The sequence below is a fragment of the Mucilaginibacter terrigena genome (genome assembly GCF_004168255.1).
GTDB classification, from domain to species: Bacteria; Bacteroidota; Bacteroidia; order Sphingobacteriales; family Sphingobacteriaceae; genus Mucilaginibacter; species Mucilaginibacter terrigena.
On sequence record NZ_SEWG01000003.1, the window covers coordinates 598,447 to 624,472 of the forward strand.

The following is a 26,026-nucleotide window of genomic DNA, read 5'->3' on the forward strand; positions in this document are numbered from 1 at the left end:
TTTAAAGTTTACAAAATGTTAAGTGCGTTAAGTCCCGAAAAAGTGCAGGTAAACAAGAACAATACAAAGCCGCTTGTAATAATTGGCGCCCTGTTTTTTATTTTCGGTTTTATAACCTGGTTAAGTTCGGTACTCATCCCGTACCTGCAAATAGCCTGCGAACTGAATAATTTCCAGGCCTACCTGGTAGCGTTCGCGTTTTACATATCCTACTTTGTAATGTCGGTACCCTCCGGCTGGATCTTAAAGCGCAGCGGGTTTAAAAACGGCATGTCCATAGGGTTATTCACTATGGCCGTAGGGTCGTTGTTGTTTATACCTGCTGCCCTTAGCAGAACATACAGCACCTTTCTGGTGGGTTTGTTTGTACAGGGTACCGGTATGGCTATTTTGCAAACCGCATCTAACCCATATCTTACCGTTTTGGGCCCGCGCGAAAGTGCAGCCCGCCGTATCAGTATTATGGGCATTTGTAATGGCGTAGCCGGTGCTATAGCCCCTATCATATTAGGTTCGGTAATTTTAAATGATGCTGATTCGCTGAAAAAAAAAATAGGGGGCCTTAATCCGGCTCAAAAAACGGCCGAACTAAACAACCTGGTGCACCTTGTAATTAAACCTTATATAATTATAGTACTGGTTTTAATTGTATTGGCCATATTGGTTTACAAATCGTCCCTGCCCGAAATTGACACAGAGGAGGAGGATGAAAACGTAGCCAGCGCCAACGTTAACAAAACCAGCATCATGCAATTTCCGCATTTGCTGCTTGGTGTAATTACCCTGTTTTTATACGTAGGGGTTGAGGTAATTGCGGGCAACACAATTATCAACTATGCCGCATTACAGGGCATCGCGCTATCAAACGCAAAATTTTTTACGTCGCTTACATTAGTGGGGATGCTGGCCGGTTATATTGTAGGTATTATTTGTATCCCTAAATATATAACCCAAGAAAAAGCGCTGAAAATCTCCTCTGTACTTGGGCTTGTGTTTATCAGTATTGCGCTGTACACCCATGGTTATACATCGGTGTTTTTTATAGCTATGCTGGGGGTGTCTAACTCGCTTATCTGGCCGTCGATATGGCCATTGGCTATTGATGGCCTGGGCCGTTTCACAAAAACCGGGTCGTCGTTACTGGTAATGGCAATAGCCGGCGGCGCGGTTATCCCGCTGGCATACGGCTACCTTGCTGATAATTATAATGCAAAGCTTGCCTACTTAATAGTTATACCATGTTATGCCGCATCATGGCTGTACGCAACATGGGGGCATAAGATCCGCGTTGCAACAAAACGATCTTAAATAATCAAAAGATGATATTAATAGCCGACGGCGGATCCACAAAATCGAGCTGGTGTATTGCTGATGCACATCAAAGTTTTTTCTTCGAAACGGAAGGATATAACCCTTATTTTGTAGATAGCGCTTACATTGCCCGGTCATTAAAAAAAGCATTGCCGCCCCGGGTATCAAAAAAAATAACCGAGATTTATTTTTATGGCGCAGGCTGTGCTGCCGATAAGATCCATATCATACAAGATGCCCTGCTTAGTATTTTTACCAATGCCCGTTGCCATATAGAAGATGATATGCTGGCCGCCGCAAGGGCGCTCCTGGGCAATAAGCCTGGCTTTGCCGCCATACTCGGGACGGGCACAAATACCTGTATTTACGATGGGAAAAATATTACGCATAACATCGATTCGCTGGGTTTTATCCTTGGCGATGAAGGCAGCGGCGGGGCTATGGGAAAAAGGATCATAAGCGATTATATACGCGGCGCGATGCCCGGTGATATCAGGCAGATTTTCGAAAGAACATATCATATAACTGCCGATGAACTGATAGATAATATTTACAGCAAACCCATGGCTAACCGGTTTTGCGCGGCATACAGCAGGTTTTTGTATGATAATATCAAGCATCCCTATGCCCACGGATTGGTTAGCGATTCATTTAACAACCTGTTCAGCAACCTGGTGAGCAAGTATCCCGATTATAAGCAGTATAAATTTAACTGTGTAGGGTCGATAGCGTATTACTACAAATGGATCCTTGCCTCTGTGGCAGCCGGCTATGGCATGCAGCTTGGCCTTATCGTACGGTCGCCCATTAATGACCTTGTAAATTTCCACCTCGATCTTTTTTATCAATATCAGTAATACAAATGGCCATCTTAAATTTATTAGAAGAAACCAGGTTCGAAAAATTACCCGTAGCTATTTATCCAGGCCAGTTAGCTGCATCCATACAAGTAGCGCACCGTATAGCCAAAGTAATATCAGATAACAACTTAGAGGGCCGCAATACGGTGCTTGGCCTTGCAACAGGGGCAACGCCAATGGCAGTTTACAGCGAACTGGTAAGGTTATATCAACAGGACGGATTAAGCTTTAAACAGGTTATCACCTTTAACCTGGACGAATACTACCCCATGCTACCCGATGCTGCGCAAAGTTATGTGGCCTACATGAACCAGCACCTTTTTGATCATGTTGATATCGACCACAACAATATCCATATCCCCGATGGTACACTTAATGAAGATGACATCCCGGCGTATTGCCTTGCCTACGAGAAGAAAGTAAGTGAATATGGCGGACTGGATATACAACTCCTGGGTATCGGCCGCACAGGGCATATCGGCTTTAACGAGCCGGGTTCGGCCCCAAACTCGGGCACACGGTTGGTAACACTGGCCGACCTTACACGCAGCGATGCTTCGCCTGATTTCGGCGGAAAAGAGAACGTGCCGGTAAAGGCCATAACCATGGGTATAGGCACGGTTTTTAAAGCCAAAGAAATTATTTTGATGGCCTGGGGGCAGAAGAAAGCATCCATCATTAAAAAAGCAGTTGAAGAGGGGATCTCGGCAAACGTGCCTGCCACTTATTTACAACTGTCAGATAAGGTGCAGTTTATTATTGATACAGATGCAGCATCCAAACTAACCCGGTTTGATACCCCCTGGCTAGTTAAGGATTGTTTATGGGACGACCAACAAATTAAGAAAGCGGTAATATGGCTATCCAATAAAGTTAACAAGCCCATACTAAAACTTACCGAAGAAGATTATAATAACAATGGCATGGCCCAGTTGGCTACCGGCAGGGGGCCTGTTTATGATATCAACATTAATATATTTAACAAGATCCAGCATACCATAACCGGGTGGCCCGGCGGTAAGCCCGGTGTAGATGATAGCCAGCGGCCCGAACGTGCCGAACCTGCGATAAAACGGTCGTTAATATTTTCGCCGCACCCCGATGATGATGTTATATCAATGGGCGGTACTTTCATCCGCCTGGCCGACCAGGGTCACGATGTGCATGTGGCCTACCAAACATCCGGCAACACCGCGGTGTGGGACCATGATGCCATGCGCTTTGTTGAGTTTTTGATGGACTTTAGCAACTATCAACAGCTTGGTTCAGGTCAGCTGGAGTTGTTATATCATGATATTGTTGGCTTCCTGAATGCCAAACAGCCCAACCAGGCCGATATAGATGTTATAAAAACAATAAAGGGATTAATACGCAAAGGTGAGGCTATTGCCGGTGCACGGTTTGTTGGCCTTCATAATGACCATATCCATTTTATGGACCTTCCGTTTTATGAAACCACCAAAACGCAGCCGTCGGTAAATTATGACCGGGATATTGAACAAACAAAAGCGCTGCTTAAAAAAATAAAGCCGCACCAAATTTTTGCCGCCGGCGATTTTGCCGACCCGCACGGTACCCACAAGGTTTGCTTTGATATTCTGTATAACGCGTTAAAGCAGTTAAGAAACGAGAACGAAGCCTGGATAAACGATTGCTGGATCTGGTTGTATCGCGGTGCCTGGCACGAGTTTGAGATCCACGAAATAGAAATGGCCGTGCCGCTTTCGCCGGCCGAGGTTGAACGAAAACGGAATGCTATATTTAAACATCAATCGCAAAAGGACAAGCCGGTTTTCCCGGGCGACGACTCTCGTGAATTTTGGGTGAGGGCCGAAGACAGGACCAGGGAAACAGCAAGGGCATACAATAAATTGGGCCTTGCCGAGTATGAAGCTATAGAAGCTTTTGTGAAATTTACATTTTAATTAAATTTTATGGCGAAATTAACATTCAGGCTGTTTATGCTGTATGCTCTTGTAATGTTTTGGGGCTGCTCAAACAACAGTAAGAGTAAAGTTGCTTTGCCTGCGGCTAAAGTGTATAAAAACCCCCTGAAAGTTGCCCTTGGCGACCCGTTTGTGTTGTATGATACGGTAAGCAAGAGTTATTACATGTATGGCACGGGTGGTGCAAAAGATGGATTTGTCACGTATTCATCGGCCGACTTGGTTAACTGGAAGAACGAAGGGCAGGTATACTGGGGCAACACTAGGGATAGCTGGGGGATCAGTGCATTTTGGGCGCCCGAGGCTTATAGTTACAAAGGCAAATACTACATGTTTTATAGCGCGCAATGGCGGCAAAATACACGGAATGATGCCGAGAATTTTAAAATTGGTGTCGCTGTTTCCGGCTCGCCTAAGGGGCCCTTTAAGGATTTGGGTGATAAGCCGCTTTTTGACCCCGGCTACCCGATTATCGATGCCAACGTGTTCTTTAATACCAATGGTAAGATCTATTTATACTATTCCCGCTGTTGCTATAAGCATCCCGTAAAAAGCGAAATTGCCGATTTGGTAATAAAAAAGGGGATGTATAAAGAGATTGAGGAAAGCTGGGTGTATGGTGTTGAGATCAAACCTGATTTTAGTGGTGTGATAGGCAACCCGGTTGTAGTATTGCGCCCGCCGGTAAAACTAAGCGACAGTCAATCTGAATGGGAGAGCCGGTCGGTACTTAGCGGCGAGGTAAACCGCCGGTGGACGGAAGGCTCTACAACTTTTAAGCATAATGGCATATACTACATCATGTACTCGGCCAATTTTTATGGCGGCGAAAATTATGCAGTAGGGTATGCCACTTCAAAAAGCCCGCTTGGCCCGTATCAAAAAGCAACTAACAACCCTGTCCTGCAAAAAAATACACCAAAGGGCGGGGAGGTAACCGGCACCGGGCATAACAGTATAATTTACAGTGCCGACGGGCAAAGCATGTATTGCGTATATCATGGCCGTACAAAAGCATCTGGCGATGAACGCGTGGTGTTTATTGACAGGATGACGATAAATAATCAGGGCGTTTTGCAGTTAGCAGGACCTACAACAACCAATCAGCCATATCCATTAGTACATTAACCAATTATGAAATTAAAAATAGCAGCAGTTACCTTTTTAGCCGTGTTTTTTATCTTGTTTAAAGGCGGATTTATCCATGCTTCAAAAACAGAAAAGCCGGCTATTGATACCATGCGGACATTTTCAAACACCCTAATTAACGGTGCTGACCCCTGGTTGATTAAAGATAAGGGCAATTATTACCTGTGCCTTTCGGCTATAGTAAATCACCGCCCGGTTATTACCGTTAGTAGTTCAAAAAAGCTATCGGAAACGGGCAAGCCCATAGTGGTTTGGACAGCACCCAAAAAAGCATGGAATGCCAATTGCGTTTGGGCACCCGAGTTGCACCGCATAGGCAATAAATGGTACATCTATTATACCGCGGGTGTTAAAGGCCCCCCTTACATTCACCAGCGAAGTGGCGTGCTGGAGTCGGTTACTGATGACCCGCAGGGGCAATACGTGGATAAAGGGATGTTAAACACCGGTGCCGACCTGCAAAGTCCGTCGCACACCATTTGGGCGATTGACCTTACGGTTACCACTATTAACAAACGCCTGTATGCGGTTTGGTCGGGATGGAAAAATAATAAAGTAACCGACGATACCAAGCAGCAATTGTATATGGCCGAAATGAAAAACCCATGGACCATAAGTTCGGAACGCATGTGCATTTCGCGCCCCGAGCAAGAATGGGAAACAGGCGGGCCGTTGGATATTAATGAAGGCCCCGAGTTTTTAAAACACAACAGCCATACGTTTATCATTTACTCTACAAGGGAATCGTGGACGCCAGAGTACCGCTTAGGGCAGCTGCAACTTAAAGATTCTACAAAAACGCCGCTCGACGCCAAAAATTGGATTAAGACCGGACCGGTTTTTCAGGGTACTGACCAGGTTTATGGAGTAGGCCATGCCAGCTTTACTACATCGCCCGATAATCGCGAATGGTGGATCGTCTATCATACCAAAAAATCGACTGAACCGGGCTGGGATAGGGAGATAAGGGTGCAGCCATTTTCGTGGCAGCCAAACGGCAATCCCGATTTTGGCGTACCGGTGCCGCCGGGAAAAAAAATAAAGCTGCCCTCGGGAGAAAAATAGAGATTTATACCTATTTGATATTATCAAAGCATTAACAATTAAGAACAAGTTTTCGAAGAAAACGTGTGTTGATTATAATTGCTAATATTGCCGTATATAATATCTGAAAAATGTCCATATCTACCGAAAGTGAAAGAAATGGAATGCAGCAGGCAAGCAATGCTGTTGCATTTACACTTAAAAAGATGCGTGAATTTGCCAAACCCGGCATTTCAACAAAGCAACTTGATGAGTATAGCGGCGAATTGCTGGCACAGAGGGGCGCACGTTCTGCGCCTATGTTAACGTATGGCTTTCCCGGATACACTTGTATTAGTGTTAATGAAGAAGCGGCGCACGGTATGCCGTCAGCGAATAAAATCCTAAAAGAGGGTGACCTGGTAAATATTGATGTATCGGCGGAGTTAAATGGCTATTGGGCTGATAATGGTGGCTCGTTTGTATTGGGCGAAGATATAAACGGCCATGGCAGGTTGGTAGACGCATCCAAAGAGATACTAAGAAAAAGCGATCAGCAACATTAAAGGTGGTGTCAGGATATCGGAGATAGGCAGGTTGATAGAAACTGAAGCTAAAAAAGCCGGCTACACAGTAATAAAAAACCTTACCGGGCATGGGATTGGGCGCAGTTTGCACGAAGAACCCCATGAAATAGCTAACTACTGCGACAGGTATAACACAACTCGTTTTAAGAAAAATTCTGTGGTAGCGATAGAAACATTTATTTCAACACGGTCAACAATTGCTGATACACAAGCCGATGGCTGGACCCTACGCGGCAATAAAGGTGGTTTTGTCGCCCAGCACGAGCACACCATTATGGTGACCAGCGGCCAGCCAGTGGTATTTACAGCCCAAAACGGTATTTGGGATTAATACGCTGAACGCATTTATATTGCAGGTTCAATTTCTACAGAAAATGAGTATTGAAGAATAAAAAAGGGACAAGTCATTTTTATCTGACTTGTCCCCGGAGGTGATCCCGCTGGGATTATATTTTGAAGGCTTAATGCCTCTGAATATTAATGAGTTACATCGACCTAAAAGCAATAGGTGACCTAAAAGGTTACCGATTACTTTGTACTTACTTGTACTTATTTGATGTAGTTTAAAGAACTAATATTAATATTTACAAATATACAATTTATACTCAAATGTTGTTGCGATTTAATGTTTTCTCGCTCCATTCTTTACTAAACGAGCCCAAACGTCCTGACTTAACCAATTTTAGATAAGCGCCAACAATATTCTTGCTTAAATTATTTACCCAATTTTCATCTCTTAGGCGAGACTTATAATCAAAATCTTCGGATAACTCATCAACTTCCATGTTTAAATCAACTACAATGTCATCAATTATTCTATTTATGCATGCGATAAAATCAGTACGCTCTAATTTCTCTCTAACGTAAGTTTGAGGGTGAAGGATAGCATCTTTACCAACTTCATCATTTTCCAGTATAATTCTTATAAAGTATACTATAGCAAATCTTGTTAAACTATACTTTGCAATTAATTGATTATTAATGTTTCCAATTTTTCCAATAATAGAATCGTCAATCAATTTTAACATAAGTATCCGGTCAGAATTTACTTCTGGACGAGCGAAAATATCAACATACAAATCTTCAAACACTTGATACTTTCTGTGTGTTCCCCATGGTTCCTTTAAGTCAAAGGACATAAGTAAAATACCAGCTTCTTCATTTGATATTACTTTTATGCTACTGGGGGTTAGCTCCCCTCTTTTTATTTCGTAGTAATATTCGTTTCCATAATTATGACTAAATTCGTTTTGTAACCTAATCTGAATAGGATTATACGATTTAAAATCTCGGGCTTTAACGCCATTTTGACTATTAGAATATTCGGTAATTTGAGCAGACAGTTCTGAGTCCACAGGAACCTGAATTATTTTAGTCAGAATTCTAAGATCATCGGAGAGATATTGCCTATTGTTAAATAAGGCTGTAAGGCTTTGACATCCATTTACAACAAAAAAGGTTTCAATCTTTAATTTTGTATCTGAAGTAGTTACTTTATTTGAAACTATTGTAATACCATTATGAAATAATGGGAATTTTTTATGAAGGGCTGGATTTCGAATACTTGATACGATTCCTTTATTTACATTAGTATTCCCTAAAGGTCCCCTAACATTATAATCAAAGATAGATTGATCTGAAATGCCTGGCATTTGTACTAATTCTGTAGATTTTAGAGGAATTATATAAGTAATCGTGTTCGCATCTGCATAGTATTTTGAGATATCTATTTCTTGAATATCAAAATCCATAGACGTGCCGTCAGGAATCTTCCTACTCGAAGATATAAAAGTACTTTCCAACGATGAACGGCCTTCAAATTCTATTTCTTGGCATTCTGTCAAAAATGCTTCACCATTTTTATCAATATCTATATTGGACAAGAAAATTCCTCGTAATTTATATGCTTCTACTTTTTGAAGTAAGTTTAATCGTTTAATCAAACCAACCACTTGCGCATCACCACCAGTATTTATTAAATTTTCAATTGAGTCCTTCGTTCGTAGTTGGGATAACGAACCATAGAACTCTTTTAACGCTACATCGCCAATAGTTCTATTGGCGCTTTGCGATATTTTGGATTGAAAAATATCAATAGTCCCATAAGCTTCATTGACATAAATACCATCAATCCCCTTATCTCCATTTTGATCGCAAACACAATCAATTGCTTCTTGCTTATCCAGCCTATAATAATTTTCAAGATACCACATAAGAAAAGAGGCACTTTCCGAACGTTTTCCAGGCACTAAGAAATATTCAATATGTTGAAGGAGGTTTGGATAATTTATATCAATCATAAAATTTAATAGTGGATCAATATAGTGATAAATATTAAAGTCTTACAATATTGGCGGGCGCAAAAACGATATGTGAAAAACAAAAGGCACGCAAAAAAAACACCTAAGTTATGTACGAGTGGTGAAAAACTTAAAATCTTCTTTTTCAATTTTGTCGGATAAAATATTGATTATGGAAAAGGCTATTTCACATTTCGATAAGCATGGAAAGGTATTTCGTGACCAACTAATCACAGTTGGTGACCTGTTAGAATTTAAGGACCTTTTACTGTCAGACATAAAATCTATACTCAAAGACCAGGTAAGCGGAAAAACCAAAAAATGGCTAAAAGCCATGGAGGTTCGAAAGATGCTTAATATATCCCACGGCAAACTACAGGCTTTGCGCGACAATGGAAAGATACCATTTACCAAATTAGGCAAGGTTACTTATTACGATGCTGACAAGATAGAGGGACTGATGGAAACAGCTACAGTAGTTAAATTTTAAAAGATAGAAAAGCGCATGGCTAAACGGCGGGTTATTCAGCAACAAAAATTGATCGCAGATTATAATGACAATTTGGCGGATTCTACCATTCAGGGAATGGGTTACCAAATACCACCTAATATAGGCCATGTTGCAATTTATTTCTATCAGCAAAGCATGACCATACTAGATGCCCAAAATTTTTTTCGTCATCATGAAAGTATGGAGTGGAAAACCGTTTCTGGCAAGCCGCAAAAAAACTGGAAGGTTTTAGCAAAAGATTGGATTTTCAATACCATCCAACAAACCAAATTATTCGAAAGGCAGGAAGCAAAACGCATAGCCTTCCCTGATACATAATTATAGATTTCTGTATTTACAGCAATATGTATTTATAGAATTATGTAGGTAAAGAAGCCTGTAATTGTTGAAATACAGGGTTACAGCATTATGTATTTATAGACCTCTATAATTAAAGAACTATGTATTTAAAGATTTACAGCATTATGCAATTACAGCATTATGTATTTATAACAATTTAGAATTACATAACATGGGAAAGATCATCACAGTAGCCCACCAAAAAGGGGGCGTTGGAAAAAGTACACTGGCTATGAATTTAGCAGTATGTTTTCAGGATCAACTTAACGTTGCTTTGGTTGATACGGATTTACAAGGCAGCTTGCTTCAAATCAAGGAGGACTTGCCTGGGCTGGCGGTAGTAGGCAACGACCGATTACAAGAGATCAAAAATTTAGACTACGACCTGATTATCGTAGATACCCCGCCTTATTTGTCAAATAAGCTACCGGAACTATTTAGCCTTTCGGACTTTATATTGATACCTACCAAAGCGGGCTTTTTTGATGTAATGGCTATCCGTTCAACCATCGCATTAGTTAAAGACGCGCAAGCAAAGAAAGCGAGCATACAGGCCGGTATAGTAATGAACATGATAAAGCCACGATCTGGTATTACCAAAGAAGTAAGCGGCCTTTTGGAGAGTATGGAAACCCCCGTTTTAAAAACGATGGTACATGACCGGGTGAGTATTGCACGATCTTCAATTACTGCCGGCGTGCTGCAAGGAAGCGATGTAAAAGCAAAAGAGGAAATCACATCCTTAGCGGAAGAGATTGTTAACCGCATCAGTGCATAATTACATAAATACATATTTATGTATTCGCTAAAATCACTTATGCCATGAATTACTTAAGAAAGGTTTACAATGACAGATTATAAAAATAAATTGGGTGGGTTAGCAGACAAGCTTAAAAAGAACGCGCCTAAAATGCCGATACAGGAAGTACATCCTATCAGGCAAACTATAGCACCAAAAGAGAATGAAGCGCAGCTAAATGTATGGATTCCAAAGTCACTTTTAAAGCGCATGAAATCCTACGGAGTGGAGCATGATACTTCATTAAAGGATATCAGTATTGATGCTTTAAAATTCTTTTTGGATGCCAAATTGAAGCAGTCCACATGATAGTGATTTTGAAGGAATACAGGCAAATTGAAGATATCTTACAGGAGGAGATTGCCTCTTAACAGCAATCAGCAAGATAAACGTTTGTCGGACAAACGGATCTTGCCCTACCTTCCGAGGTCAGTCGGGGGCATGGGAAAAATCCTTCAGGGTCGGATTTTTAAAGATTACAGGAATGGAAAATAATGAAGAAGAAAACAGGGAGCGCAAAGTAACTACGCGGTTTAAGCCAAACGAATTTAAGGTAATTGATACCCGCTTTAAAAAAACAAGATTTTTAAAATTGAGCGAGTATATCAGGTGTGTCTTACTTGAAAAACCAATCACGGTAAATTACCGGGATAAGTCAATGGATGAAATGCTTGAAGAACTGGCATTACTCCGGAAAGAGCTGAATGCTATAGGTAATAATCTTAATCAGGCGGTTCGCCAAATTAACAGCGCACACGGAAATGCGGATAACCGCTTATGGTTAAATCTGCTTTCCATTATTGGCAGCAAGGTCGATCCGGCAATCGGGCAGATCAAGGAACGTATGCAAAGTTTTTCAGAATTATGGTCGCAAAAATTAAAACCGGGAGAAGCATCAGCGGGGCAATAAATTACAATGAACATAAAGTAAAGCTGGGTAAAGCGGAGCTTATTTCCGCCCAAGGCTACCTGAAAGATCCGGCCAATTTAATGTTCAATGATAAGCTGCAACGGTTGACAGACTTAACGAATCGCAATGAGCGCACCCAAGTAAATACGCTGCATGTTTCCTTGAATTTTGCAGTGAATGAAAACCTGGAGAAGGATGCACTACAGCAAATCGCCGATGACTACATGGATGGTTTAGGTTTTGGTAAACAACCCTATTTGGTTTACCAGCATCATGATGCCGGACACCCACACCTGCATATTGTGACTACTAATATTGAGCCGGACGGCAAGCGTATTAGCTTTCATTTACTCGCAAACAGGGCTTCAGAAACCGCGAGAAAACAGGTTGAATTAACCTACAACTTAGTTAAGGCAGAAGATCAGGGTAAACAGCAAACCGTAATTAACAAGCCATTGCAACAGGTTAATTATGGAAAGTCTGAAATTAAAAGATCAATTACAAACGTTGTGAATGAGGTAGTAAAAGCGTACAAGTTTACAAGTATACCTGAACTGAATGCAGTACTAAATCAATACAATATCTCCGCTGATCGTGGGTCTAAGGATTCAAGAATGTACGAAAAAAACGGGTTGGTTTATTGGGCACTTGATGCAAAAGGAAACAAACTTGGGGTGCCGATTAAGGCCAGCAGCATTTACGGAAAGCCAACTTTGAAGGCACTCGAAGACCGATTTCGATTGAATGAGGTGTTACGCAAACCTTTGAAAGAACAGGTTAAATCGAAAATTGACAAGGCATTATCGAGCCCGATTTCTAAGACTGCGTTTCAAAAGCAATTAAAAGAAGACGGCATTCAAGTTATTTTTAGGCAGAACGAAGAAGGTCGTTTATACGGGATTACTTTTGTAGACCACGGGTCGAAAGCGGTGTTTAACGGTAGCGATTTAGGTAAGCCCTACAGTGCTGCATCATTGATTAATTGGTTTAAAAATGATGAAATAAATCAAGGTCAACCACTATTCAAAAAAGACAATATCGATAACCAGCCACAACAATTCACTGACAATATTTCAGCCTCAAACGCGACTGGTAACAACGGTAATTCATTACTAAACATATTATTCAAAGAAGAACAACAGGATATGGCCGCTATCGGCAGACTGCAACAAAATAAACGTAAGAAGAAAAGAAAAGGCCACTCACTTTAAAATATACCAATATGCAAACAGGTGAAAACGAACAAGCCCTAAGAAAGATAATTGACTTTACCAGGCTTTTAAGTATTGCTATTTTGATAGTACATTTTTATTTAAGCTGTTATCCGGCTTTTCAGATTTTAGGTTTGACCAAGCCTTTTGTAAACCATATTTTATTGCCACTATCAAAGATGATAGTATTCACCAAAGTGCTGTATGCGAAATTGGCGGCACTCATTCTTTTAATGATTTCACTCGTGGGAAGTAAAGGGAAAAAGGATGAATCCATAAAGGCAAGCAGGATATTCATTTATTGTTTTACTGGCGTGTTATTGTACTTTATCAGTACGCTGTTTCTTACGATACATTTTCCTGCAACAACGATAGCGGTTTTATATATTGGTTTAACTGTCATTGGTTATATGCTATTACTTTCTGGGTTAAGCCTGCTTTTCAGAATGCTCAAACTTAACTTAGGTAAGGATATTTTTAATAAAGAAAATGAATCTTTCCCACAGGAAGAGCGGCTTTTGGAAAATGAATACTCCATCAATTTACCGGCAATTTATAATCTCAAAGGGAAAAGCCGCAAAAGCTGGATCAATATCATTAACCCGTTCAGAGGTACGTTAATTGGTGGCAGTCCGGGTTCGGGAAAATCCTATTTCGTAATCCGTCACATTATCACTCAGCATATTCAAAAAGGCTTTACCATGCTGGTCTATGATTTCAAATATGATGATCTGACCAAGATCGTCTATAATTCTCTACTGAAGTACGGACATTTATACAAAGTAAAGCCAACTCAATACATCATCAATCTTGAAAATATTATCCATAGGGCTAATCCTTTAGAGCCGCACACCATGATGGATATTACTGATGCAATGGATTCAAGTCGTACCATCATGCTGGGCCTAAACCGCGAGTGGATTAAAAAACAGGGTGATTTCTTTGTTGAATCGCCAATCAACTTTATCACAGCGCTCATGTGGTTTTTAAAGAAATATGAAAACGGGCGTTATTGCACGTTGCCCCATGTTATAGAATTAGCGCAGGTAGAGTACAAAGACCTTTTTGAAGTATTGCTACAGGAACCCGAAATAGAAGTTTTGATCAATCCTTTTGTTTCTGCCTGGCAAAATGAAGCTTACGAACAATTAGAAGGACAAATTGCAAGTGCCAAAATTAGTTTGGCGCGGTTGTCATCTCCACAATTGTATTATGTACTAAGTGGAAACGATTTTTCACTTGACATTAATAACCCAGATGAACCAAAAATAGTATGCCTCGCCAATAATCCCCAGAAATCTCAGGTTTATGGTGCGGTTTTATCGCTTTATATTAACCGGATAAATAAACTTGTTAACAGGAAAAATCAACAGAAATGCAGTATGATTTTTGACGAATTTCCCACCATTTATTTTAATGGTATTGATAACCTTATTGCGACTGCCAGATCTAATAAAGTTGCAGTTACTTTAGCTGTACAAGATTACAGCCAGCTTAAAAAAGACTATGGCCGGGAACAGGCAGAAGTAATTTTAAATATTGTCGGCAACATTATTTTCGGCCAGGTAACAGGAGATACCGCTAAGCAACTATCAGAACGGTTTGGTAAGATCAATCAACAAAAGGAAAGTGTTTCAATAAATAGTCAAGACACTTCGATTAGCAAATCAACTCAACTTGATTTTGCGATACCCGTATCAAAAATATCAGGATTATCCTCGGGTGAATTTGTAGGTATGGTTGCTGATAATCCTGACAATAAGATCGATTTAAAGACTTTTCACAACTTGATACAAAACGATCACGAGGGAATCAGGCAAGAAGAAACCGGTTATCATCCTATACCAAACGTCCGTTCGGTTGACCAGGCGGAGATTTTGATGTCATACCATCAAATTAAGAGCGATATTAAATTATTGGTTGATAGCGTATTAAGTAAACTATGTTGAATAAAGAAATATTTTTGCTTTATATTTATTTGTAAGAATAATACAACGCATCCGTTGTACTAATTTCAATTGCTTTACTTTTCTTTTATACTTCCGATGAATAAGGAAGTATTATTAAAAGACCTTGGCGAAAAGATCCGCATTGTTCGTAAGGATAAAGGGATTACGCAGGTGCAACTTGCTCATTCCATCGGAAAAGACCAGCAATCAATTCAACGTCTGGAAACAGGTAATATTAACCCCTCATATATTTACCTACAGGAAATAGCCGAAGGTTTAAATACAAGCCTTGTGGATATGCTGAATACAGAATTGCCTGCAAAAACCTAATTGAAACTAAACATATTGTCTGATTTTCATTAATTACAGTAGCGTAGTTAAGATTTGCTGTACATGATGATTTTTTTAAGACTTACGCTATAAATATTTTGTAAATCTAAACCTATCTAACCTTATCATGAGAACTTATACAGAGCGTTTCTATAACGCCTTAGAAAACCAATTAAACGAAGTTTCTATAAATGGGGAATCTTTAGCAGATCAGTACAAAACTTCTATTCAGCTATGTAAAAAAGCGATGGATAAATTAAAGAATTACATATCAAGCTATTCATTCGAGAGCCAGGAGGAGGAAATCTATTTTTTCAAGGTTCTTAAACCTCAATTTTATAGCAAATACATTTACTTTATAAACGTTTACAAGTTTATTATGCAAGCGCCCCCAGGCGGAGAAGGAATAATAAAGGATTTTATCAATTTCGAATTAGCGGACATAAAACGATTTTTTGACCACAATCAAACCTTTTATCAATATTACCGCTCAGGGTCTACACAAATGGACGAATTCTATTTTACTCGCGGAGGATTTGATGTGCATGTTGATCTGGAGGAATTTGAAGAAGATGAACAGTATTCTACAAGTCACGATTACAAGTTGTCCAAGATTATTGCTAACGAAAAATATCAGGACTTCCTGAACCTTGAACTTCAAAAGGCAATGGAACATGACGACACACCGCCGGAAATGGGGCTTGAATTACCGCTTACATGGACTTTCAACAAGACAGATCTTGTTGAACTTATTTATGCTTTAGTTGCATTGGGCGTTTTTAATAACGGAAATACTGAGATCAAATCAGTTGTCGGCTTTTTTCAGACTGTATTTCATGTTAATCTTGGTTCCTACTATCACAAATACCTTGATATAGTCAAGCGTAAAAAGGAACGAACAGCATTTTTGGACAAACTTAAACTTGCCATGCTGAAAAGAATTGAAGAAAAGCTCGATGAAGAAGCCACATCTCAACAAAAGTTAAAATTTGGTTAAATTTTAACCTATTAATTTTCAGTTATTTATAAGTCAAATGGAAATAAAAAATACCTAACTTAGGTATAAGTGGTGAAAAAATATTTTTTACTACCCCAACCTTTGCTTTCACAATCACTGCATGGTGCGGTGAGGCTTAAAGCAAAGCAATATGTTGTCTTCTATTTCCTGGCAGCACTATCTCGCAGCCGTTGTTATCATCACTGTTTCATACTACCTGTACGTTGTTCTCAGGTATTACCAAAAAGAGATAAGTGTTTTATTTAACCACAAGACACGAAACGCTGATATTTTTTCGGCAATTCGCCCCTCAGCAATTTCTATTATAGGTCAGGCCAAACCGGATAATGGCGTATCTATTGGCGAAACACAGAGCCTGCCGTTTACTGATGTTTTGCCAGATGATCCAAACGATGCCATTACTGATTCGAATCAAACTTCCGACAGTCAGAATGATCCTGAATCAGAATTAGTATCGGAAGTTGGTAACCTGATTCAAGCATTTAAAGACGTTGATAATAAGCAGGAGTTTATAACACTGGTTGGGATTTTGGTCAACTCTTATAAAAGGTTTGAGGAGCAAATAGATCTCCCGGCTGCGCTAAGCCGCGTGGTTGAAAATTCTAAAGAAAAATTAAAATTCACTGTTGCCTTATCAGATTTTCAAAACACCTGGGCTTAGGCAATTATCCATTTAATTCAAATACAAATAATATGAAATCTCAAAAAACGAACTGCCGTTCGAGGGCGGTTAGCCTTTTCAGGCGCCTTATGGCCATCATTGCGTTGATCTTAATTTCCGTAAGCCTGTATGCACAGGATGGAAATTCCGGTATATCCGCAGCCACAAGTCAGGTAAAAAGTTATTTTTCAACCGGTACAAGCTTAATGTACGCGATCGGTGCTATTGTCGGTCTTGTTGGTGCCATAAAAGTTTACAAAAAGTGGAACGATGGCGACCACGATACAGGAAAAGTCGCATCAAGCTGGTTCGGCAGCTGTATTTTTTTAGTTGTAGTCTCAACTGTATTAAAATCATTTTTTGGAGTTTAAGCGACAGCAATCATGGCCTTATATCAAATCAACAAAGGAATTAATAAGCCGATTGAATTTAAGGGATTAAAAGCACAGTATATCGGCTACCTGGCCGGAGGATTGGTTTTGTTACTAATTGGTTTTGCTGTTATGTATATCGTGGGAGTGCCTGTAATGATTTGCATTCTATTAATATCCATATTAGGCAGCGCTCTATTTTACCAGGTTTTTAAAATGAGCCATAAATACGGCGAGCATGGTTTAATGAAAAAAGCAGCCAAAAGGTACTTACCTGATTATTTAAAGTTTACGACTCGAAAAATCTTTTTAAAATTAAAGAAATAGACATGGCATCACATAGCAAAGCAGAGCAGGTTTTTCCTGTATACAAGGTAGAAAATCAATGTATGGTTTCCGTGCAAGGTGATTTAACTATTGGCTTCAAGGTAAACCTGCCTGAAATATTCACCTTATCTAACGATGAATATATGGCATTTCACGAAGTTTTAATTAAGGCTTTAAGATTGCTCCCTAAAAACACTGTTTTTCATAAGCAGGATTGGTTTATTAATGAACAGTATGAAGCGGTATTTGCCAAGGATAACGGTGCAAGTGTTAAAACTTTCCTATCACATTCCAGTGAACGTTATTTTAATGAACGGGCTTACCTTCATCATCACTGCCATATTTATTTAACTAAAAAGCCGGACAAATTTAAACAGTACTCAAGTGCGACCAGCCTATTAATGCGAAAAAGAGTTGTACCCATACAAACGACTTGCGATGAATTATTCCGGGACTTTTTAGATAGCGCGGGGCAATTTGTTCGTGTACTGGAGGATAGTGGTTTGATTTCTTTGAAAAGATTATCTGATGGTGAATTAACCGGCACTCTTCAAAATCCAGGAATATTAGAGCAATATTGTTTTCTACTGAATAAGGATCAGGCCCCTGTTGTAAAAGACATCCATATAGCTGACGAGATAAGAATTGGTGACAGTAACTGCCAGATTTATACCCTTAGCGATGTTGAAGACCTTCCGGCGCTGTGCGGGCCACGTATCACTTATGATAAATATAGCACTGATAAGACAAAATTTAGCACTGGATTCGCGACACCTATTGGCACTTTGCTTAAATGTAATCACTTGTATAATCAATACATTTTTATCGGGGACAGTCAGCAAACAATCAAGAAATTGGAAGCAAAGAAATTAAGGCTTCAATCTCTTTCGGCTTATTCACGTGAAAATGCAATTGGCCGTGATGCAACACATGATTTTTTAAATGAAGCGATCAGCCAACAACGGTTGCCTGTAAAAGCGCATTTCAATATTTTGGCATGGACTGACAACCGTGATAATTTAAAGGATCTCAAAAACAAGGTTAGTTCATCCCTGGCCCAGATGGATGCGCAGCCCAAACAGGAAACTGACGGAGCAGCGCAAATATGGTGGGCCGGTTTGCCCGGTAATGAAGCCAGTTTCCCAATGAACGACACCTTTGATACGTTCGTTGAACAAGCTACCTGCTTTTTGAATTTAGAAACAAACTATCAATCAAGTATAAGCCCTTGTGGTATTCGCCTTGGCGACCGATTATCAGGCAAGCCGGTACACGTTGATATCAGTGATGACCCTATGACTAAGGGTATTACCACCAACAGGAACAAATTTATCTTAGGTCCGTCAGGTAGTGGTAAATCTTTCTTTACAAACCACATGCTGCGCAGTTATTTTGAACAGGGTTCCCATGTAGTTATTGTAGATGTAGGACATAGTTACCAGGGCTTATGTGAATTTGTAGGAGGTTATTACTTTACATACACGGAAGACAAACCGATCAGCTTTAATCCATTTTATGTTCCTGAAGGCGATAACCTGGACACAGAAAAGCGAGAAAGCATTAAAGCCATGATTCTTGCCTTGTGGAAAAAGGAGGATGAGGGAGTGCAGAGGTCTGAATACGTCGCTATTTCGGACGCTTTGTACCATTATTATGAGAAGTTAAAAGTTCAACCCGAGATATTTCCATGCTTTGATAGCTTCTATGAATTTTTATCTGTTGAATTTTATGAAACCATGAAGCAATCAAAAGTAAAAGATATACGTTTTGATATAGATAACATGCTGTTTGTATTGAAACCATACTACAAAGGCGGTGAATATTCCTATCTGCTGAATGCAAAAGAAAATCTTGACTTGTTGCAAAAGCGCTTTATTGTCTTTGAATTAGATAATATCAAAGATCATCCTATTCTATTTCCGGTAGTTACTTTAATCATTATGGAGACCTTCGTATCCAAAATGCGCAAACTAAATAAAGATACCCGCAAAATGATCCTGATTGAAGAAGCCTGGAAGGCGATTGCTCGGGAAGGAATGGCAGAATATATTAAGTACTTATTTAAAACAGTCCGTAAATATTTTGGTGAAGCGTTGGTGGTTACCCAGGATATAGAAGATATAATCAGCTCTCCTGTTGTCAAGCAGGCTATTATCAATAATAGTGATTGTAAAATATTACTTGACCAGCGTAAGTATCAAAATGACTTTCCAAAAATTCAGCAATTATTAGGGATTACAGATAAGGAAACTGCCCTAATAATGAGTATGAACCGGAATAATGACCAAAGTTTGAAATACAAAGAAGTCTTCATCAGCCTTAACGGCCAACTATCTAAAGTTTATCGAACTGAAGTAAGCCGTGAGGAATATTGGACTTATACTACAGAATCTGCGGAAAAAGCCAAAGTTCATGCCTATGCTAAAAAGTATGGCAGTATGCAATTAGGCATAGCCGCAATAGTCAGGGAAGAATTAGAACAAGCAGCATAACTTAAAATCATAAATTATGAAAGTATCAACCATTTTAATCGCTTTAACTATTATCTCGCTATATAGTTGCAGTACTGCCACGAAGAAAACTGATATTACAGGTACATACGTTACCCAATTTAAAAACGACTATAGTTTCACAGCTGATACATTAATTGTAACAAGTGAAGCAAATTCTCAAACCTTTAACATTGAAAGACGAACAGGCTTTAATAAAATAAGGGATGGTAAAACATTTCCGAAGGAATTTAAGTCAAAAAAGTGGGTTTCCTCATATGACGCTGAAAAGCAATTGTTGCAAGAAACAGAATTAGGTAAACAAATCTCCGTATTGCCGGAAAAGCAGGTTCTGAAACTCGGTGACACTGAATACCAAAAAGTAAAATAACAGCAGTAAATTCTTGAATTAATTAACTGGCCATTTGACCAGAACGGGAGGCCCTATGAAAAAATTTAAGCAAACATTAATAATACTTTCTGTAACAACGGCGCTTTTGACAAATGCAAAACCTGCAAATGCGCAGTTTGTGATTGGGGAGGTTATTAAGCTAACTGTTACAAAAATCATAAAAGCCATTGACCTAAAAGTTCAGCGTATGCAAAACAAAACGATATGGCTTCAGAATGCACAAAAGGTAATTGAAAACCAGTTGTCCAAAACTAAGCTAACTGAGATTTCGGGATGGACGGAACAACAAAGATCACTTTATAGCGATTACTATGCCGAATTGGGGAAGATCAAATCAGTTATTACTAAGTATCAGCGAATAAAGGATATCACCCTAAAACAAGCCGCTTTAGTTAGAGAGTATAAAAGAGCATGGAACTTGTTTAGGCAGGATAGCCATTTCAATCCGCAGGAATTGGATTATATGCAAAAGGTTTATACAGGGATATTAGACGCCAGTGTTAAAAATCTGGATGAGATCATGATGGTTGTAAGCCCCGCTAAAACCCAAATGACGGATGAACAACGTTTGGAATTGATTAATACTGCCAGCAATCATCTTGATGAAAATTACAACGATCTCCACCAATTTAATAATCAAGGCATTCAATTGAGTTTGCAACGGAGCAAGGATTTAAATGATAGCCGGTCCATCAAAAAGCTTTATGGAATCAATTAAAAAAATAAAATCACAGGCAGATAAAATCAGCCGCAAAAGTAAGAGGTTGCTGGCATTTACTATAATGACAGTAACAGCCTCGGCCATAGGAACAAACGCTGATGCCCAAACCTTTGCTGAATGGTTTAAGCAGAAAAGTACTCAGAAAAAGTATTTGTTACAGCAAATTGCCGCATTGCAAGTCTACGCCTCCTATTACAAAGCAGGTAACAATATTGCCCGAAACGGTTTGGGATCAATTACAGGCTGGTTAAATTCTGAATATGGCCTGCATAACACCTATTATGATAAAATGCTGTTTGTGAATCCTGTCGTTAAAGACAATAAAAAGGTAAGTGACATCATTGGTTGGCAATCGGATATTCTAAAGCGTATGAGCAACTTGGATAAGACAAGCAACCTGACCACTAATGAAAAAAAATACATAGGCCAGGTAAAAGCGGCGCTTTTTAGCGACTGCGATCAACAAATCACAGAATTGCAGAACGTTGTGACAAATAATAAGCTAAAAATGAGTGATGAGGATAGGTTAAAACGTATTGGCATTATCCATACCGCTATGCAAAGTAACTATCGTTTTGCTTCATCATTTTCAAATCAGATTAAAGTGTATGCGGTTCAGCGAGACAAAGAGGCCAATAGCGTAATAATGGAAAAAAAGATATACGGTATTCAATAAACGAACATTATGAAAAAGCACCTCACAAACATCATAATATGCCTGGTGATTTCAATATTCACCATAACAGCAAAAAATGGTTATGCGCAAGCCCAGGAAATGCAGCAACTGTTATTGAATATTGAAAAACTTACACAATTGAAAGGCATTTTAAGGGATATGAAAACTGGTTATCAAATCTACCAGCAAGGTTATAGCAGCATCTCCCAATTGTCAAAAGGTAATTTTAATCTACATAGCATCTACTTGAACGGCCTTCTTTCAGTTACACCTGCGGTCAGGAATTATGGCAGGGTACCTGAAATTATCACCCAACAAGCCAGTTTGATAAGTGAATATAAGAACGCTTATAATCGGTTCAAACAAAGCGGTGCGTTTAGCGCAAGTGAACTCAACTATATGGGAAGTGTTTACTCGCAACTGGTTAATCAAAGCCTTCAAAATCTCGACGAATTAACAAATGTACTTACCGCAGGAAAACTGCGAATGTCTGATGAAGAAAGGATCAAAGCTATTAATCGGATCTATTTAAGCAGTTGTGATAAGCTTCAGTTTCTACGATATTTCAACAGACAAGGTGTATTGTTAAATATTCAGCGGAGCAAGGATATTGGTAATTCGCGAACATTAAAGCAGCTCTACGGCATAAACAAATAATCTCATTTTTATGAAAAAGAAGATTTTTTACACCGCAATTTTTGCGGTAACGGGGATAGCTTTTCCTTTTTTTTCCAAAGCGCAAGGATTGGCTAATGATATTCAAGGCTTGCAAGGCACCCTTAATGATGTATATAACGATATGCTGCCTATGTGTAGTCAGTTAATCGGAGTTGGTCGGGCAATAGCCGGGTTTGGCGCATTGTGGTACATCGGCAGCAGGGTATGGCGGCAAATAGCCAGTGCTGAACCGATTGATTTTTACCCGCTAATGCGTCCTTTCGCATTAGGAATAGCTATTTTATTATTCCCTACGGTGATAGCAATTATTAATGGCATCATGTCACCAACTGTAAGTGCAACAGGCGGCATGGTTCAAAACTCTGATGCCGCAATCGCGGCACTTTTGAAAGCAAAAGAAACCGCAGTTCAAAAGACCGACACTTGGCAGATGTATGTCGGTGCTGATGGTGATGGTGACCGGGAAAAATGGTATAAATATACACATCCCGAAGATAAAGATGGAAGCGGTGAAGGGGTACTTGCCAGTGTAGGCAATGATATGAAATTTGCAATGTCTAAGGCATCTTACAATTTTCGAAATTCGGTTAAGCAATGGATGAGTGAAGTGTTACAGGTGCTTTTTGAAGCAGCCGCACTTTGTATAAACACCATCAGGACTTTCTATCTGGTCATACTCGCTATCCTGGGGCCTATTGTTTTTGGCTTAGCGGTTTTCGATGGCTTCCAGCATACCTTAACCGTATGGCTGGCTAAGTATATCAATGTATTTCTATGGTTACCAGTTGCCAATATTTTCGGTGCCATCATCGGCAAGGTGCAGGAGAATATGTTGAAACTGGATATCAATCAAGTTCAAAGTGCCGGTGATACATTCTTCAGTTCTACCGACACTGCTTATCTCATCTTTTTGATCATTGGCATTATAGGCTACTTCACCGTACCAAGTGTAGCCAATTACATTGTTAATGCGGGTGGCGGTAATGGACTACTTCAAAAGGTTAACAGCATGGTAAGCAGTACCAGTCAATCTGTTGTAGGTGCAACTTCCGGCGGCATATCCGGCGACACCTTTGGTAATCAGCGATCTAACACCAGTCAAAGCATCTCCGAAGGTGCAGTTTCAAAACCGTATTTCCAGGATAAGGGCAGTAATCCAAATAATTCAAGAGCATCAAAAATTGATCCTCAACAAGCTTAATTATTAACCACTAATTCAAAAATTATGTTCACTCATCTAAAAAATATCGACACCGCTTTTAAGCATATCAAGCTTTTTAGTTACTTCCTGATAGCAGCCTGCACGGTTATTTCCTGCTTTGCTTTGTATAAAAGCTATCAGGCCGCGAACCTTGCCTCAAATCATGTTTATATACTGGCAAATGGAAAAGCGTTGGAAGCATTTGCTGCAGACCGGAAAGATAATATCCCTGTTGAAGCTAAAGATCATATTAAAATGTTTCATCACTATTTCTTTACGCTTGACCCTGATGAAAAGGTGATTGATGCAAATATTGGTAAGGCACTATACCTGGCTGATGAAAGTGCAAAAAACCAATACAACGACCTTAAAGAAAAAAGTTATTACAACAATTTGATTTCCGGTAATATCAGTCAACAGGTAACGGTTGATAGCATTCAATTAGATATTGATCAATATCCCTACCATTTCAAATGCTTTGCAACGCAAAAACTTATTCGGTCCACCTCCACAGCAAACAGAAGTTTGGTTACCCAAGGTTACTTACGGAACGTAGCCAGATCAGATAATAACCCGCATGGATTTTTAATCCTTCACTGGGAAACATTGGCTAATCGCGACACCACCATTCAACAATAAAGGCTATGAATATTTCTCAGAATAATACATCACACATCCTTAGCAACAAAGTTGCGGGTTTATTAGCCAATGCTATCATTAAAGTTCAAGTTGGCTGTTCAAAATGGCTAAACCAAAAATTCAATCGTTATTCAACACAAGGGAAAAAACGACTGCTGATTTCGATTGGATTGATAGCCTCCATTTTTCTAATAGCTGGCTCTTTCTCTTCTTTTTATCCGATACCCAGGCTATCGCAAAATTACACCTCTGCACACATTGGTATGCCATCAGAGTTGCCTAAACCTACTATCAGTGTACTTCAATTAACAGATTCATTAACTAAAACAAAGTAATCATGGATGCGAAATCAACCGGCGGCCAATTGCCGCAACACACTCCTGAATTTTTAAAGGAGCGCAAATTCTTAGTAGTAATGCCTTTGCTTATTCTTCCTTTTTTAACCATGGCATTTTGGGCTTTAGGTGGCGGTAAGCAAAGTAACTCGGCTTTTGCTACCTCATATGCACAAGGTTTAAACACCACTCTTCCGCAAGCCCAGTTCAATGACCAAAAAGCCCAGGACAAGATGGGTATTTATCAGACTGTAAAAACCGATTCCGCCAATTCAGCCAATAGCGGTGTCAGTGATAGTTTCATTCAATCTATGGGGCTTGATGCATCAAAAGATGGTCATACAGATGCTGTCACACAGCAATCAACAGCTAATCTTACTGGCGGTCCGACTTCAGCGGAAGTCAACGAAGCTAAGATTCAGGCAAAACTTGCCGCCATCAACCAACAGATCAATCAGCCGGAACCCGCAAATTATGGCGGCGCAGTTTCAGCAACCCAATCTAATGCGGATGTTAAAAGGCTTGAAATGATGATGAGATCCATGAATGGAAATGGTGGTACAGATCCTGAAATGAAACAGCTTACTCAAATGTTGCAACAGATAAATGATCTGCAAAATCCCGGTAGTGCTAATACCCGGTCACGTAATCAATCGATGAAAAATCATGGTCGTGTGTATGCTGTAAGGTCAGCCGTTGACGAGGATGATTATAATACTGGCGACAAAATGCAGGTCAGTTATGCATCTTATGAGGGTGATAAATCAAAAAGCCGCCGTCGCTCTAATGAAACAGAAATGGCCGGAAATACTATTCAGGCCGTAGTTCATGAGGATCAAACGCTGGTTAGCGGGGCAGTAATTAAATTAAGGCTCTTAGACGGTATCTATGTCAATGGTAAACAGATTCCCAAAGGCAGTTTTGTTTATGGAACCTGCGCCTTAAATAATGAACGCCTTGATATTAAAATTTCCAGTATTCGGTATTTGAATAATATACTTCCTGTAGCGCTTACAGTGTATGATCTGGACGGAATGCAAGGATTATATGTACCTGGTTCAATAGGTAGGGATGCAGCAAAGAACGGTATGGGCGACGCAGTACAGTCGATGCAAATCATGTCGATGGATCAATCCGTTGGTGCACAAGCCGCAAGTGCAGGTGTGGAGGCAGCCAAAGGGCTTTTTAATCGCAAGGTAAAACAGATCAAAGTTAAGGTAAAGGCCGGTTATGAAGTCCTTCTAAAGGATAGTAACGACCGTGACAATTAACA

The 26,026-nt window shown here is 39.7% G+C and carries 27 protein-coding genes and 1 pseudogene; 27 read left to right on the top strand and 1 reads right to left on the bottom strand.

Annotated features, from left to right (window positions below):
* Nucleotides 1-15: 15 nt before the first annotated feature.
* From EWM62_RS09845 to map, 6 genes and pseudogenes are all read left to right on the top strand, one after another.
* The gene (locus EWM62_RS09845) at nt 16-1,308 is read left to right on the top strand and encodes a sugar MFS transporter (RefSeq protein ID WP_129876473.1); all 1,293 of its coding nucleotides are present in this window, start codon (nt 16-18) and stop codon (nt 1,306-1,308) included.
* A gap of 11 nt (nt 1,309-1,319) precedes the next feature.
* On the top strand, nt 1,320-2,168 hold the full coding sequence (locus EWM62_RS09850; protein ID WP_129876474.1) for an N-acetylglucosamine kinase: 849 nt from the start codon (nt 1,320-1,322) through the stop codon (nt 2,166-2,168).
* A 5-nt stretch (nt 2,169-2,173) separates the two neighbouring features.
* Nucleotides 2,174-4,096, top strand: a complete 1,923-nt coding sequence (nagB, locus tag EWM62_RS09855; protein WP_129876475.1) for a glucosamine-6-phosphate deaminase — start codon at nt 2,174-2,176, stop codon at nt 4,094-4,096.
* 9 nt (nt 4,097-4,105) lie between these two features.
* Nucleotides 4,106-5,245: a glycoside hydrolase family 43 protein gene (locus EWM62_RS09860; RefSeq protein ID WP_238989322.1), complete on the top strand. Its 1,140-nt coding sequence runs from the start codon at nt 4,106-4,108 to the stop codon at nt 5,243-5,245.
* A gap of 6 nt (nt 5,246-5,251) precedes the next feature.
* Nucleotides 5,252-6,331: a glycoside hydrolase family 43 protein gene (locus tag EWM62_RS09865; RefSeq protein WP_129876476.1), complete on the top strand. Its 1,080-nt coding sequence runs from the start codon at nt 5,252-5,254 to the stop codon at nt 6,329-6,331.
* A gap of 110 nt (nt 6,332-6,441) precedes the next feature.
* Nucleotides 6,442-7,207 (top strand): annotated as a pseudogene (map, locus tag EWM62_RS09870) (type I methionyl aminopeptidase).
* Nucleotides 7,208-7,481: 274 nt separating this feature from the next.
* Here the strand turns inward: map and EWM62_RS09875 are convergent.
* A complete protein-coding gene (locus tag EWM62_RS09875; protein WP_129876477.1) occupies nt 7,482-9,176 on the bottom strand; it encodes an AIPR family protein in 1,695 nt (564 codons plus the stop codon).
* Nucleotides 9,177-9,348: 172 nt separating this feature from the next.
* Between EWM62_RS09875 and EWM62_RS09880 the strand changes: the two genes are divergently transcribed.
* The 21 genes from EWM62_RS09880 (at nt 9,349) to traM (ending at nt 26,024) form a co-directional block, all read left to right on the top strand.
* A complete protein-coding gene (locus tag EWM62_RS09880; RefSeq protein WP_129876478.1) occupies nt 9,349-9,666 on the top strand; it encodes a helix-turn-helix domain-containing protein in 318 nt (105 codons plus the stop codon).
* 15 nt (nt 9,667-9,681) lie between these two features.
* A complete protein-coding gene (locus tag EWM62_RS09885) occupies nt 9,682-10,005 on the top strand; it encodes a hypothetical protein (protein ID WP_129876479.1) in 324 nt (107 codons plus the stop codon).
* A 193-nt stretch (nt 10,006-10,198) separates the two neighbouring features.
* Nucleotides 10,199-10,804 (top strand): ParA family protein, encoded by a 606-nt coding sequence (locus EWM62_RS09890; RefSeq protein ID WP_129876480.1) that lies wholly within the window; start codon nt 10,199-10,201, stop codon nt 10,802-10,804.
* 69 nt (nt 10,805-10,873) lie between these two features.
* On the top strand, nt 10,874-11,134 hold the full coding sequence (locus EWM62_RS09895; protein ID WP_129876481.1) for a hypothetical protein: 261 nt from the start codon (nt 10,874-10,876) through the stop codon (nt 11,132-11,134).
* A gap of 175 nt (nt 11,135-11,309) precedes the next feature.
* Nucleotides 11,310-11,735 (top strand): MobC family plasmid mobilization relaxosome protein, encoded by a 426-nt coding sequence (locus tag EWM62_RS19320; protein WP_162499820.1) that lies wholly within the window; start codon nt 11,310-11,312, stop codon nt 11,733-11,735.
* Entirely contained in the window at nt 11,690-12,946 is a 1,257-nt protein-coding gene (locus EWM62_RS09900; protein WP_162499821.1) for a relaxase/mobilization nuclease domain-containing protein, read from the top strand. Before EWM62_RS19320 ends, EWM62_RS09900 begins: the two co-directional genes overlap by 46 nt.
* Before the next feature lie 11 nt (nt 12,947-12,957).
* A complete protein-coding gene (gene mobC / locus EWM62_RS09905) occupies nt 12,958-14,895 on the top strand; it encodes a conjugal transfer protein MobC (protein ID WP_129876483.1) in 1,938 nt (645 codons plus the stop codon).
* Nucleotides 14,896-14,991: 96 nt separating this feature from the next.
* Nucleotides 14,992-15,225: a helix-turn-helix domain-containing protein gene (locus tag EWM62_RS09910; RefSeq protein WP_129876484.1), complete on the top strand. Its 234-nt coding sequence runs from the start codon at nt 14,992-14,994 to the stop codon at nt 15,223-15,225.
* Nucleotides 15,226-15,352: 127 nt separating this feature from the next.
* Nucleotides 15,353-16,222, top strand: a complete 870-nt coding sequence (locus EWM62_RS09915; protein ID WP_129876485.1) for an RteC domain-containing protein — start codon at nt 15,353-15,355, stop codon at nt 16,220-16,222.
* 151 nt (nt 16,223-16,373) lie between these two features.
* Complete coding sequence (locus tag EWM62_RS09920) at nt 16,374-16,904, top strand: hypothetical protein (protein ID WP_129876486.1); 531 nt, start codon at nt 16,374-16,376, stop codon at nt 16,902-16,904.
* A gap of 89 nt (nt 16,905-16,993) precedes the next feature.
* Nucleotides 16,994-17,275 (top strand): DUF4134 domain-containing protein, encoded by a 282-nt coding sequence (locus EWM62_RS09925; protein WP_129876554.1) that lies wholly within the window; start codon nt 16,994-16,996, stop codon nt 17,273-17,275.
* Between the two features lie 12 nt (nt 17,276-17,287).
* On the top strand, nt 17,288-17,602 hold the full coding sequence (locus EWM62_RS09930; RefSeq protein WP_129876487.1) for a DUF4133 domain-containing protein: 315 nt from the start codon (nt 17,288-17,290) through the stop codon (nt 17,600-17,602).
* 2 nt (nt 17,603-17,604) lie between these two features.
* The gene (locus EWM62_RS09935; protein WP_129876488.1) at nt 17,605-20,094 is read left to right on the top strand and encodes a TraG family conjugative transposon ATPase; all 2,490 of its coding nucleotides are present in this window, start codon (nt 17,605-17,607) and stop codon (nt 20,092-20,094) included.
* Nucleotides 20,095-20,110: 16 nt separating this feature from the next.
* Nucleotides 20,111-20,482, top strand: coding sequence for a hypothetical protein (locus EWM62_RS09940; RefSeq protein WP_129876489.1), 372 nt, complete (start codon nt 20,111-20,113; stop codon nt 20,480-20,482).
* A 55-nt stretch (nt 20,483-20,537) separates the two neighbouring features.
* Entirely contained in the window at nt 20,538-21,221 is a 684-nt protein-coding gene (locus tag EWM62_RS09945) for a conjugal transfer protein TraI (RefSeq protein ID WP_129876490.1), read from the top strand.
* On the top strand, nt 21,208-21,900 hold the full coding sequence (locus tag EWM62_RS09950; protein WP_129876491.1) for a hypothetical protein: 693 nt from the start codon (nt 21,208-21,210) through the stop codon (nt 21,898-21,900). Before EWM62_RS09945 ends, EWM62_RS09950 begins: the two co-directional genes overlap by 14 nt.
* 9 nt (nt 21,901-21,909) lie before the next feature.
* Nucleotides 21,910-22,557, top strand: a complete 648-nt coding sequence (locus tag EWM62_RS09955) for a TerB family tellurite resistance protein (protein ID WP_129876492.1) — start codon at nt 21,910-21,912, stop codon at nt 22,555-22,557.
* A 10-nt stretch (nt 22,558-22,567) separates the two neighbouring features.
* Nucleotides 22,568-23,779: a conjugative transposon protein TraJ gene (traJ, locus tag EWM62_RS09960; protein ID WP_129876493.1), complete on the top strand. Its 1,212-nt coding sequence runs from the start codon at nt 22,568-22,570 to the stop codon at nt 23,777-23,779.
* A 24-nt stretch (nt 23,780-23,803) separates the two neighbouring features.
* Nucleotides 23,804-24,418: a conjugative transposon protein TraK gene (gene traK, locus EWM62_RS09965; protein WP_129876494.1), complete on the top strand. Its 615-nt coding sequence runs from the start codon at nt 23,804-23,806 to the stop codon at nt 24,416-24,418.
* Between the two features lie 5 nt (nt 24,419-24,423).
* Nucleotides 24,424-24,753, top strand: coding sequence for a hypothetical protein (locus EWM62_RS09970; protein ID WP_129876495.1), 330 nt, complete (start codon nt 24,424-24,426; stop codon nt 24,751-24,753).
* A 2-nt stretch (nt 24,754-24,755) separates the two neighbouring features.
* Nucleotides 24,756-26,024, top strand: a complete 1,269-nt coding sequence (gene traM / locus EWM62_RS09975) for a conjugative transposon protein TraM (protein ID WP_129876496.1) — start codon at nt 24,756-24,758, stop codon at nt 26,022-26,024.
* The last annotated feature ends 2 nt before the right edge of the window (nt 26,025-26,026 follow it).

What these genes read in the sequence shown, in the direction of transcription:
- EWM62_RS09845 (WP_129876473.1), top strand. Translation starts at nt 16, where the DNA reads ATGTTAAGTGCGTTAAGTCCCGAAAAAGTGCAGGTAAACAAGAACAAT.
- EWM62_RS09850 (WP_129876474.1), top strand. Translation starts at nt 1,320, where the DNA reads ATGATATTAATAGCCGACGGCGGATCCACAAAATCGAGCTGGTGTATT.
- nagB (WP_129876475.1), top strand. Translation starts at nt 2,174, where the DNA reads ATGGCCATCTTAAATTTATTAGAAGAAACCAGGTTCGAAAAATTACCC.
- EWM62_RS09860 (WP_238989322.1), top strand. Translation starts at nt 4,106, where the DNA reads ATGGCGAAATTAACATTCAGGCTGTTTATGCTGTATGCTCTTGTAATG.
- EWM62_RS09865 (WP_129876476.1), top strand. Translation starts at nt 5,252, where the DNA reads ATGAAATTAAAAATAGCAGCAGTTACCTTTTTAGCCGTGTTTTTTATC.
- EWM62_RS09875 (WP_129876477.1), bottom strand. Translation starts at nt 9,176, where the DNA reads ATGATTGATATAAATTATCCAAACCTCCTTCAACATATTGAATATTTC.
- EWM62_RS09880 (WP_129876478.1), top strand. Translation starts at nt 9,349, where the DNA reads ATGGAAAAGGCTATTTCACATTTCGATAAGCATGGAAAGGTATTTCGT.
- EWM62_RS09885 (WP_129876479.1), top strand. Translation starts at nt 9,682, where the DNA reads ATGGCTAAACGGCGGGTTATTCAGCAACAAAAATTGATCGCAGATTAT.
- EWM62_RS09890 (WP_129876480.1), top strand. Translation starts at nt 10,199, where the DNA reads ATGGGAAAGATCATCACAGTAGCCCACCAAAAAGGGGGCGTTGGAAAA.
- EWM62_RS09895 (WP_129876481.1), top strand. Translation starts at nt 10,874, where the DNA reads ATGACAGATTATAAAAATAAATTGGGTGGGTTAGCAGACAAGCTTAAA.
- EWM62_RS19320 (WP_162499820.1), top strand. Translation starts at nt 11,310, where the DNA reads ATGGAAAATAATGAAGAAGAAAACAGGGAGCGCAAAGTAACTACGCGG.
- EWM62_RS09900 (WP_162499821.1), top strand. Translation starts at nt 11,690, where the DNA reads ATGGTCGCAAAAATTAAAACCGGGAGAAGCATCAGCGGGGCAATAAAT.
- mobC (WP_129876483.1), top strand. Translation starts at nt 12,958, where the DNA reads ATGCAAACAGGTGAAAACGAACAAGCCCTAAGAAAGATAATTGACTTT.
- EWM62_RS09910 (WP_129876484.1), top strand. Translation starts at nt 14,992, where the DNA reads ATGAATAAGGAAGTATTATTAAAAGACCTTGGCGAAAAGATCCGCATT.
- EWM62_RS09915 (WP_129876485.1), top strand. Translation starts at nt 15,353, where the DNA reads ATGAGAACTTATACAGAGCGTTTCTATAACGCCTTAGAAAACCAATTA.
- EWM62_RS09920 (WP_129876486.1), top strand. Translation starts at nt 16,374, where the DNA reads ATGTTGTCTTCTATTTCCTGGCAGCACTATCTCGCAGCCGTTGTTATC.
- EWM62_RS09925 (WP_129876554.1), top strand. Translation starts at nt 16,994, where the DNA reads ATGGCCATCATTGCGTTGATCTTAATTTCCGTAAGCCTGTATGCACAG.
- EWM62_RS09930 (WP_129876487.1), top strand. Translation starts at nt 17,288, where the DNA reads ATGGCCTTATATCAAATCAACAAAGGAATTAATAAGCCGATTGAATTT.
- EWM62_RS09935 (WP_129876488.1), top strand. Translation starts at nt 17,605, where the DNA reads ATGGCATCACATAGCAAAGCAGAGCAGGTTTTTCCTGTATACAAGGTA.
- EWM62_RS09940 (WP_129876489.1), top strand. Translation starts at nt 20,111, where the DNA reads ATGAAAGTATCAACCATTTTAATCGCTTTAACTATTATCTCGCTATAT.
- EWM62_RS09945 (WP_129876490.1), top strand. Translation starts at nt 20,538, where the DNA reads ATGAAAAAATTTAAGCAAACATTAATAATACTTTCTGTAACAACGGCG.
- EWM62_RS09950 (WP_129876491.1), top strand. Translation starts at nt 21,208, where the DNA reads ATGGAATCAATTAAAAAAATAAAATCACAGGCAGATAAAATCAGCCGC.
- EWM62_RS09955 (WP_129876492.1), top strand. Translation starts at nt 21,910, where the DNA reads ATGAAAAAGCACCTCACAAACATCATAATATGCCTGGTGATTTCAATA.
- traJ (WP_129876493.1), top strand. Translation starts at nt 22,568, where the DNA reads ATGAAAAAGAAGATTTTTTACACCGCAATTTTTGCGGTAACGGGGATA.
- traK (WP_129876494.1), top strand. Translation starts at nt 23,804, where the DNA reads ATGTTCACTCATCTAAAAAATATCGACACCGCTTTTAAGCATATCAAG.
- EWM62_RS09970 (WP_129876495.1), top strand. Translation starts at nt 24,424, where the DNA reads ATGAATATTTCTCAGAATAATACATCACACATCCTTAGCAACAAAGTT.
- traM (WP_129876496.1), top strand. Translation starts at nt 24,756, where the DNA reads ATGGATGCGAAATCAACCGGCGGCCAATTGCCGCAACACACTCCTGAA.